Raw genomic sequence first — 9,716 nt, forward strand, 5'->3', positions numbered from 1 at the left:
ACCTGCTGCGGGAGGCGCTGCGCGCCGTGCGGGTCGGCGGGGTCGTGGGGTACGCGACGTGCTCGCCGCACCCGGCCGAGACGAAGGCCGTCGTCGACGACGTGCTCAAGCGGGAGGGCGTCAGCGCGGAGTGGATCGACGCGCGTCCGTACATGCAGGGCGTCCCGGCCCTGGGCGACGGCCCCGACGTCCAGCTGTGGCCGCACCTCCACGGCACGGACGCGATGTACTTGGCCCTCCTCCGCCGCACCGCCTAGCGGCGGGCTTGCGGGGTACGCCCGGGGCGTGCGGGTCCGAAGAGGCGAAGCCTCTTCACAACCATGGCTCGGGCGCCGCCGGACCGCGCCGCTTCGGCCCGCCGCCCGGCGGGTGCCGGAAGAGGCCTGCGCCTCTTCGTACCGCCGCTGCGGTGCGCAACCCCCCATGGTGGTGTCCGGCGGTGCCGGACCGGCCTCAGGCCGTGGCCCGCGGTGGAGTGGTCGTGGCACCGCCGGTCCGCGCCGCGGTGGCTGATCGCCGTTGCGGCGGAGACGTGTGCAGCGGCCGCGCCGCTTCGGCCCGCCGCTGCGAGCGGGTGCCGAAGAGGCACCGCCTCTTCATTCCGGCCCCGGGGCCGGGGCCCGGGGAGAGCCGCGGCGGTGCAGGGGCGCCGCACCGGTGGAGCCCGTGTCAGCGCCGCTCGGCGGACATGGCAGGCTTAAGGCATGGCCGCGCAGATCAACCCCAGCATCCTGTCCGCCGACTTCGCCCGGCTCGCCGACGAGGCCGAGGCGGTCAAGGGCGCCGACTGGCTCCACGTCGACGTCATGGACAACCACTTCGTCCCCAACCTCACCCTCGGCGTGCCGATCGTCGAGTCGCTGAGCCGGGCCACGGACACCCCGCTGGACTGCCACCTGATGATCGAGGACCCGGACCGCTGGGCGCCGCAGTACGTGGAGGCCGGCGCGGGTTCGGTGACCTTCCACGCGGAGGCCGCGGCCGCCCCGGTGCGGCTGGCGCGGGAGATCCGGGCGAAGGGGGCGCGGGCCTCGATGGCGCTGAAGCCGGCGACGCCGATCGAGCCGTACGAGGACCTGCTGCCCGAGCTGGACATGCTGCTGATCATGACCGTCGAGCCCGGCTTCGGCGGCCAGGCGTTCCTGGACATCATGCTGCCGAAGATCCGCCGCACGCGGGAGCTGATCTCGCGGCACGGCCTGCAGATGTGGCTGCAGGTCGACGGCGGGGTCTCGGCGGAGACGATCGAGCGGTGCGCGGAGGCCGGCGCGGATGTGTTCGTGGCCGGATCCGCCGTCTACGGTACGGAGGACCCGGCGGCGACCGTACGGGCTCTGCGCGCCCAGGCGGAGCGTGCCACGGCCGGTGCGGCCTGGGCCTGCGGGCACTGAGCGGGGTGCCGCGCTCGCCCGAAAAGCTGAGCGCGAAGGTCAAGGTCTGATCAAGGACCGCCGTTTCTGACAGGATGACGGTGGAGTCCAAGCTCGAACAGCATGAAAACAGTGAGGAGACGGTGGTGTCGACGGGCCGTTCAGCCACGCCGATGGGGCCCGCCGAGCTGGTGCAGGCGGCGGCCATGGCCCGCCGCTTCTACCTCGAGGGCAAATCGAAGATCCAGATCGCCGAGGAGTTCGGCGTGAGCCGCTTCAAGGTCGCCCGGGTGCTGGAGACGGCGCTCGAGCGCGATCTCGTGCGGATCGAGATCCGGGTCCCGGCCGAGCTGGACGCGGAGCGCTCGGACGCGCTGCGCGCCCGCTACGGCCTGCGCCACGCGGTCGTCGTCGAGTCGCCGGCGGACGCCGCGGACGACGCGCCCGACCCCGAGAACCTCGGCGAGGTGGCCGCAGACCTGCTCGGCGAGCTGGTGCACGAGGGCGACGTGCTCGGCCTGGCCTGGGGCCGCTCGACCATTCACATGGCCGCGGCGCTGCACCGGCTGCCGCCGTGCACGGTCGTCCAGCTGACCGGCGTCTACGACGCGGGCACGGCGGAGCGCGGCTCGGTGGAGGCCGTGCGGCGCGCCGCGCAGGTCTCGGGCGGCGAGGCGCACCCGATCTACGCGCCGATGCTGCTGCCGGACCCGGCCACGGCCGCGGCGCTGCGCGGCCAGACGGGCATCGCGCGCGCCTTCGACTACTTCGACAAGGTGACCGTCGCGGCCGTCTCCATCGGCTCGTGGGCGCCGGGCATCTCGACCGTCTACGACATGCTCACCGAGGAGGAGCGGGCCCACTACGCCTCCCTGGGCGCCGCCGCGGAGATGTCCGCGCACCTCTTCGACGCCGAGGGCCGCCGCATCGGCCGCGACCTGGGCGAGCGTTGCATCACGGTCGAGGCCGACCGGCTGCGCCGCATTCCGGAGGTCGTCGCGATCGCGGGCGGGCTGCGCAAGGCGGCGGCGATCGGTGCGGTGCTGCGCTCCGGGCTGGTCACCAGTCTGGTGACGGACACCGCGGCGGCGGACCACCTGCTGCTGGAGACGGGCCCGGGGCCGCGTCCGGCGCTGGACCGGGCGGATCCGGACGGCGCGTAGCGGGCGGGAGCGGGGATCCGTACCCCGCGGGAGACGGAGTGAGCGGGCGGCGTGCCGGGGGCACGCCGCCCGCTTTTCCTTTTCCTATTTCGGTGTTGTGAAAACGCAGGGCGGAACTTTGCATTCCATTGGTAATTTCACCGGTCGGCAGTCCGGTTTTTTCTTTGTGTGACCGAGGTCATGAAGCGATCTCCGGTTACCCCGGCAGCCGATTCCAGCTGCGAAGATAAGCAAACCCGAATAGCGCCAGTAGACAAGATAGCTTGACACTACAAATTTGCCTCAGCAGACTCAATTTCCGTGCGCAGCCTCTTCCGGAAAGGACGTCCTGAAGGTGAATGACGACAAGACACTCCAGGTGCGGTCCTACCCATTCGGCGAGCCGGCCGGACTTGAATTGTGCCCGCTTTACGCGGAGCTCCGCGAGAACGAGCCGCTGAGCCGGGTGCAGCTGCCCTACGGGGACGAGGCCTGGCTGGCCACCCGCTACGCCGACATTCGCAAGGTGATGACGGACAACACCTTCAGCCGGGCGGCCACGCTCCACCGGGACGAGCCGCGGATCGGCGAGGAGGTCGTCGACCGCGGGCTGCTGTCGATGGACCCGCCGGACCACACCCGGCTGCGCCGGGTCGCCAACGCCGGCCTGACCCCGCGGCAGACCGAGCGGCTGCGCCCGCTCACCGAGCGGATAGCCGATGAACTGCTCGACGAATTGTCTCGCAAGGAATCCCCGGCCGACCTGATGGCCGAATTCATCAACCCGCTCGCCGTCACGGTGATCTGCGAACTGCTCGGCGTTCCCTTCGAGGACCGTGCGGATTTCCAGGAATGGTCGCAGGCGGTGGTTTCCACCACGTCGCTCCCGCCGGCGAAGATGAATGAATACATGGGGAACCTGCACAGCTATATGGCGAAGCTGGTCGCCGTCCGCCGCGACGAGCCGACCGACAGCCTCCTCAACGGCATGATCCAGGCCCGGGACGAGGATCCGGAGCGGCTCACCGAGGACGAGCTCGTGCTCGTGGCCGTGCGCCTGCTCGCCCCCGGCGTGCAGAACACCGTGCTCACCCTCGCCAACTTCGTGCTCGTGCTCATGCAGCACCCGAAGGAGCTCGACCGGCTGCGCACGGACCCCGGGCTCGTGCCCGCGGCCGTCGAGGAGCTGATCCGCTACACCCCCTTCCACACCTCCACGATGTTCCCCCGCTACGCGACCGAGGACGTCGAGCTCGGCGGGACCGTCGTGCGCGCGGGCGAGGCCGTCGTCGGGTCGATCTGCGCGGCCAACCGGGACCGGGACGTCTTCTCCTCGCCCGAGGAGCTCGACTTCGAGCGCGGCCCCAACCCGCACCTGGGCTTCGGCCTCGGCGCCCACTTCTGCCCCGGCGCACACCTGGCCCGCATGCAGCTGCAGGTCGCCATCGCCGCGCTCGCGCGCCGCGTGGAGGGCCTGCGGCTCGCGGTCCCCGAGGAGGAGCTGAGCTGGAAGCAGGGCATGGTCGTGCGCTGGCTCGACGCCCTGCCCGTCGCCTGGTCCCGCATCAGCGGCTGACCGCCCGCAACCGCGGCTGACCGGCCCGCGCCGCCCGGCCCATCGGCCCGCGCCGCCCGCACCCGGCCCCGCCGCCCTTCACCCTCACTCCTCTTCCCCCACGAAAGAGACGGGAACGACCGATGAACGCTGCGTCCACGGCCCTCGCGGCCCCCTCTTCCGCCCCTCTTGCCCCTCCCACCGCCCCTGCCGCCGACCCGTTCCCCCTCCTCGGCAACGACGCCGTCGTCTTCGCCGTGGGCAACGCCCGCCAGGCGATGCACTTCTACCGCACCGCGTTCGGCATGCGCGTGACCGCCTACCGCGGCCCGGAGACCGGTACGCCCGAGACCGTCTCCTACGTGCTGGAGTCCAAGGGCGTCCGCTTCGTCGTCACCTCGCCGGTCCAGCCGCACACCGAGGCCGGCCGCGTGCTCGCCGAGCACATAGCCGCCCACGGCGACGGCGTCACCGACGTGGCCCTGCAGGTCCCCGACGCCCGCGCCGCCTACGCCCGCGCCGTCGAGCGGGGCGCGCACGGCCTGGCCGAGCCGTACGAGCTCACCGACGGGTCCGGCACGGTCGTGCTGGCCCGCATCGCCGCCTACGGCGACACCGTCCACACCCTCGTCGACCGCACCCGCTACCACGGCCCCTACCTGCCGGGCTACGAGGCGGTCGACCCCGGGCGCTTCGGCCCGCAGAGCGAGCCGCTGTTCGAGCTCATCGACCACGTCGTCGGCAACGTCGAGCTCGGCGCCATGGACAAGTGGATCGAGTTCTACCAGCGCGTCATGGGCTTCACCCAGATCCAGGAGTTCACCGACGAGGACATCGCCACCGAGCTGTCCTCGCTGATGTCCAAGGCCCTGGGCGACGGCAGCGGCAAGGTGAAGTTCAACGTCAGCGAGCCGGCCATCGGCAAGCGCAAGTCGCAGATCGACGAGTACCTGGAGTTCTACGGCGGCCCGGGCGTGCAGCACATCGCCCTCGCCACCGACGACATCGTCGGCACCGTCCGCGCGATGCAGGCGGCCGGCGCGGAGTTCCTCACCACCCCCGGCGCCTACTACGACGTCCTCGCCGAGCGCATCGGCGGCATGCGCGTCCCCGTGGAGGAGCTGCGGGAGCTGAACATCCTCGCCGACCGCGACGAGGACGGCTACCTGCTGCAGATCTTCACCAAGCCGGTCCAGGACCGCCCCACCGTCTTCTTCGAGATCATCGAGCGGCGCGGCGCCAAGGGCTTCGGCCGGGGCAACTTCCAGGCGCTGTTCGAGGCCATCGAGCGGGAGCAGGCCCTGCGCGGCAACCTCTGACCCGTCCCGGAAACCGGCAACCCCGTACCACCTCTGGAGAAAGCTGATCACATGACGGTGTGGTTCATCACCGGCGCCTCGCGCGGCCTCGGCCTGGAGCTCGTCCGGGCCGCGCTCGCCCACGGCGACCGGGTCGTCGCCGCGGTCCGCGACCCCCGCGCCTTCACGGGCACCGTGCCGGACGCCTCCGGCAACCTCCTCGTCCTGCCGCTCGACGTGACGGACGAGGAGCAGGCCCGTACCGCCGCGGCCCGCGCCACCGAGCACTTCGGCCGGATCGACGTGCTGGTGAACAACGCCGGGTACGGGGTGGTCGGGGCGGTCGAGGAGACCTCGGACGACGAGGTCCGGGCCCTGTTCGAGACCAATGTCTTCGGGCTCCTCAAGGTCACCCGCGCCGTCCTGCCCGTCCTGCGGGCCCAGCGCGCCGGCCACGTCGTCAACATCGGCTCCGTCGGCGGCTTCGCCCAGGGCGCGGGCTCGGGGATCTACGGGGCGAGCAAGTTCGCCCTGGAGGGCATCACCGAGGCCCTGCACGCCGAGGTGGCCGCCCTCGGCATCAAGGTCACCGTCGTCGAACCCGGCCAGATCCGCACCGACTTCTTCGACCCGTCGAGCCTGCGCCCCGCGGCGCACACCATCGACGACTACGCGCAGACCGCCGGCGCCCGCCGCACCGACTTCGCCCGGACCAACCACCGGCAGCCCGGCGACCCGGTCAAGGCCGCCCAGGCCGTCGTGGCCCTCGCGCACAGCGCCGAGCCCCCGCTGCGACTGCCGCTCGGCAGCGACAGCGTGGCCCGTATCGAGGCCAAGCTCGCGCACGTCACCGGCGAGCTCGCGGCATGGCGGCACGTCGCCCTGTCCACCGACCACGACACCGCGGAGGCCCGGGCGTGACCGACGACCCCACCGGCAGCGCCACCGGCGATCCCACCCGCAGCGCCACCGGCGATCTCACGGAGCGGATCGAGAAGGCCCTCGCCGCGCCCGCGACCGACGACGCCTTCGACGTCCACGCCGCACTGGAGGACGTCCTCGCGGGCGTCGGCATGACGGCCGCCGACACCGGCGGCGCCATCACCTTCGAGGGCGCCGACCCCGTCGTCCCCTCCACGCTGCGCCTGGGCGCGGCCGCCGGCATCGCCCTCGTCGCGAAGTCCGCCGCCGTCGCCAAGCTCTGGCGGCTGCGCGGCGGCCCGGGCCAGGACATCTCCATGGACCTGCGGGTGGCGCCGCACCGGCTGTGCCCGTTCTACGACCGCAAGTGGGAGCTGATCAACGGCAGCCCCCTCAGCGAGTCCTCCAACCCCAGCAACGCCCTGGGCTGGGCCTTCTACCGCAGCCGCGACGGCCGCTGGATGATGCCCCAGAACATGTACCCCAAGATCAAGGTCGAGGCGCAGCGGTTCCTGGGGGTCCCGGACGACGCCGACGCGGTGGCCGCCGCCGTCGCCGCCCGCGATGCCCGCGAGCTGGAGGAGGCCGGCAACGACGCCGGCATCGTCATGGCGATGCTGCGCGAGACCCGTGAGTTCCTGGCCGAGCCGCAGTACCGCGACGTCCTCGCCGACGCCCCGCTCATCGAGATCGAGAAGATCGGCGACAGCGACCCCGAGCCCCTGCCGCCGGGTGCGGCCCAGCCGCTCTCCGGCATCCGCGCCCTCGGCATGGGCCACGTCATCGCCGGCGCGGGCGTCGGCCGGGCCCTCGCCCTGCACGGGGCCGACGTGCTGAACCTGTGGCGGCCGGACGAGCTGGAGCACGAGCGCAGCTACATCAGCGCCAACGTCGGCGTCCGCTCGACCTACCTCGACCCGTACGCCGCCGGGGGCTCCGGGCGCCTGCGGACCCTCCTGCGCGACGCGGACGTCTTCTACGCCAACCGCCGCCCCGGCTACCTCGAGCGCATCGGCCTGTCCGAGGAGGAGGCCGCGGCGGCGCGCCCCGGCATCGTCCACGCGACGAACTCCCTGGCCGGGCGCACGGGGCCGTGGGCGGGCCGGATCGGCTTCGACCAGACGGCCGGGAGCCTCGTCGGCATCATGAACCTCGAAGGCGACGGCGAGCGCCCCCAGCTGCCGCCCGTCCAGGTCGTCAACGACTACATCACCTCCTGGCTTACCACCGTGGGCGTCGTCGAGGCGCTCAACCGCCGCGCGCAGGAGGGCGGCAGCTACCGCGTCCACGTCTCGCTCGTCCGGGCCGCCCTGTGGATCCTGAGCCTGGGCGTCTTCGACCGGGACTACGCCCACCAGGTCGCCGGGTCGAGCCCCCGCCACCTCTACCTCGACCCCGAGACCTTCACCGCCGACACCCCGCTCGGCGCCTACCAGGGCGTCACGGACCAGGTCCGGATGTCGGCCACGCCCGGAGGCTACCGGCACGTCCTCGTGCCGCGCGGCTCCTCCCGGCCCGAGTGGCTGCCCGACGGGAGGAGGACCGTATGACCGGCCCGAGCAGAAGGTCCCTCCTCGCCGGGACCGTGGCGGCCGCGGCGGGCACCGCCGGCGCACTCGCCGCCCGCCCCGCCGCTGCCGCTGTCGCCGCTCCCGCCGGGAGTCCCGCGGGCGGGTCCGGTTTCCCGGCCGTGACGGTCGGCCCCGGCGACCCCCGCTACGGCGACCTCGTCGTGGGCAACAACGCCCGCTGGGTGGGCCGGCCGGAGACGGTGCGGCTCGTCGCCACCACCGAGCACGCCGTCCGCGCCGTGCAGGACGCCGTCGACGGCGGGAAGCGGATCTCCGTGCGCGGCGGCGGGCACTGCTACGCCGACTTCGTCTTCAACCCGCAGGTGCAGACGGTCATCGACATGACGCCGATGAACGGCGTCTCCTACGACGCCGGGCGCAAGGCGTTCTGCGTCGAGGCCGGGGCGACCCTCCTCGACGTCTACGAGGCGCTCTACAAGGGCTGGGGCGTGACCATTCCCGGCGGCCGGTGCCACTCGGTCGGCGTCGGCGGGCACGTCAGCGGCGGCGGCTACGGCATGCTCTCGCGCCAGCACGGGCTCACGGTGGACCACCTGTACGCCGTCGAGGTGGTCGTCGTGGGCGCCGACGGCAGGGCGCGCGCCGTCGTCGCCACGCGCGAGGAGGGCGACCCGCACCGGGACCTGTGGTGGGCGCACACCGGGGCGGGCGGCGGCAACTTCGGCGTCATCACCCGCTACTGGTTCCGCTCGCCCGGCGCCCGGGGCGCCGACCCGGCCGGCCAGCTCATCCACCCGCCGAAGGAGGTGCTGGTCAGCGCCCTGGCCCTGCCGTGGAGCGCGCTGGACGAGAAGGCCTTCACCGGCCTGGTGCGCAACTACGGCGCGTGGCACGAGAAGAACGCGCGTGCCGATTCGCCCTACGCCTCCCTGTGCAGCTTCCTGACCCTGTGCCACCAGGCCAACGGCACCGTCAGCCTGCTGACCCAGATGGACGCGGGCGTGCCGGACGCCGAGCGGCTGCTGCACGACTACGTGGCCTCGGTCACCGCTTCCCTGGGCAAGGGGGCGGCGCGGCCGATGACCGCCCCGGTGGGGGAGAACCCCCCGATGCCGGACCTCTTCCACCCGCGCCGGCTGCCGTGGCTGACCGCCACGAAATTCCTCGGCACGAACAACGCGGCGCTCGTCAACCCCACCCTGCGCGGCGCGCACAAGTCCGCGTACATGCGCAAGGGCTTCACCGACGGGCAGATCGCCGCCGTCCGCCGGCACCTGACCCGGACCGACCTGCGCAACCCGGGCTCGATGGTCTCGCTGCTGTCCTTCGGCGGGCGGATCAACGCGGCGCGGCCGGGGGACACCGCCTCCGTCCAGCGCGACTCCGTCTTCAAGGCCCTGTTCCAGTCGATGTGGGCGGACCGGGCCGACGACGACGCGAACGTGCGCTGGACCCGCGAGTCCTACGCGGAGGTCTTCGCCGCGACCGGCGGCTACCCCGTCCCGGGCCCGGCCACGGACGGCTGTTACATCAACTACGCGGACACCGACATCACCGACCCCGCGCACAACCGGTCCGGAGTGCCGTGGCAGACGCTCTACTACGGCGCCAACTACCCGCGGCTGCAGCGGGTCAAAGCCGCGTACGACCCGGGGAACGTCTTCCGGCACCCGCAGTCCATCGCTCTGCCGGCCACCCCGTAGCCCGGGCGCGGCACCGCGCCGGACAGGGCTTCACCGGCTCCATCCGAAAGAGGGCGTGAACCCGTGATTCGCACGATGGCAGTAGTCGGCACCGGACTGATCGGCACGTCCGTGGGGCTCGCGGTGAGCCGCCACGGCGTGACCGTCCATCTCATGGACGAGGACGAGACGGCGGCGAGGACCGCGGCGGCGCTG

Annotated in this window: 8 protein-coding genes and 1 pseudogene; all 9 read left to right on the top strand. The window is 72.7% G+C overall.

Going from position 1 to position 9,716, the window contains the following annotated elements; translation table 11 throughout:
- Positions 1 to 257 (top strand): annotated as a pseudogene (locus V7793_RS26850) (rRNA cytosine-C5-methyltransferase); the annotation flags it as partial.
- 447 nt (positions 258 to 704) lie between these two features.
- Entirely contained in the window at positions 705 to 1,391 is a 687-nt protein-coding gene (gene rpe, locus V7793_RS26855) for a ribulose-phosphate 3-epimerase (RefSeq protein ID WP_058047774.1), read from the top strand.
- 152 nt (positions 1,392 to 1,543) lie between these two features.
- Positions 1,544 to 2,533: a sugar-binding transcriptional regulator gene (locus V7793_RS26860; RefSeq protein WP_173864883.1), complete on the top strand. Its 990-nt coding sequence runs from the start codon at positions 1,544 to 1,546 to the stop codon at positions 2,531 to 2,533.
- A 334-nt stretch (positions 2,534 to 2,867) separates the two neighbouring features.
- Positions 2,868 to 4,088 (top strand): cytochrome P450, encoded by a 1,221-nt coding sequence (locus V7793_RS26865; RefSeq protein ID WP_336010854.1) that lies wholly within the window; start codon positions 2,868 to 2,870, stop codon positions 4,086 to 4,088.
- Between the two features lie 122 nt (positions 4,089 to 4,210).
- Positions 4,211 to 5,386, top strand: a complete 1,176-nt coding sequence (gene hppD / locus V7793_RS26870; protein ID WP_336010857.1) for a 4-hydroxyphenylpyruvate dioxygenase — start codon at positions 4,211 to 4,213, stop codon at positions 5,384 to 5,386.
- A gap of 51 nt (positions 5,387 to 5,437) precedes the next feature.
- Positions 5,438 to 6,286: an oxidoreductase gene (locus V7793_RS26875; RefSeq protein ID WP_336010860.1), complete on the top strand. Its 849-nt coding sequence runs from the start codon at positions 5,438 to 5,440 to the stop codon at positions 6,284 to 6,286.
- A complete protein-coding gene (locus tag V7793_RS26880) occupies positions 6,283 to 7,836 on the top strand; it encodes a CoA transferase (RefSeq protein WP_336010862.1) in 1,554 nt (517 codons plus the stop codon). The genes V7793_RS26875 and V7793_RS26880 overlap by 4 nt, the downstream gene beginning before the upstream one ends.
- Entirely contained in the window at positions 7,833 to 9,521 is a 1,689-nt protein-coding gene (locus V7793_RS26885) for an FAD-binding oxidoreductase (RefSeq protein WP_336010866.1), read from the top strand. The genes V7793_RS26880 and V7793_RS26885 overlap by 4 nt, the downstream gene beginning before the upstream one ends.
- Before the next feature lie 66 nt (positions 9,522 to 9,587).
- Positions 9,588 to 9,716, top strand: a 129-nt coding sequence (locus V7793_RS26890) for a 3-hydroxyacyl-CoA dehydrogenase NAD-binding domain-containing protein (RefSeq protein WP_336010872.1), incomplete at its 3' end; no start/stop codon positions are given.

This window comes from Streptomyces sp. KLMMK (assembly GCF_036961605.1).
Taxonomy (GTDB): Bacteria; Actinomycetota; Actinomycetes; order Streptomycetales; family Streptomycetaceae; genus Streptomyces; species Streptomyces telluris.

Coding starts and splice junctions, on each gene's coding strand:
- rpe (WP_058047774.1), top strand. CDS start 705: ATGGCCGCGCAGATCAACCCCAGCATCCTGTCCGCCGACTTCGCCCGG.
- V7793_RS26860 (WP_173864883.1), top strand. CDS start 1,544: ATGGGGCCCGCCGAGCTGGTGCAGGCGGCGGCCATGGCCCGCCGCTTC.
- hppD (WP_336010857.1), top strand. CDS start 4,211: ATGAACGCTGCGTCCACGGCCCTCGCGGCCCCCTCTTCCGCCCCTCTT.
- V7793_RS26875 (WP_336010860.1), top strand. CDS start 5,438: ATGACGGTGTGGTTCATCACCGGCGCCTCGCGCGGCCTCGGCCTGGAG.
- V7793_RS26885 (WP_336010866.1), top strand. CDS start 7,833: ATGACCGGCCCGAGCAGAAGGTCCCTCCTCGCCGGGACCGTGGCGGCC.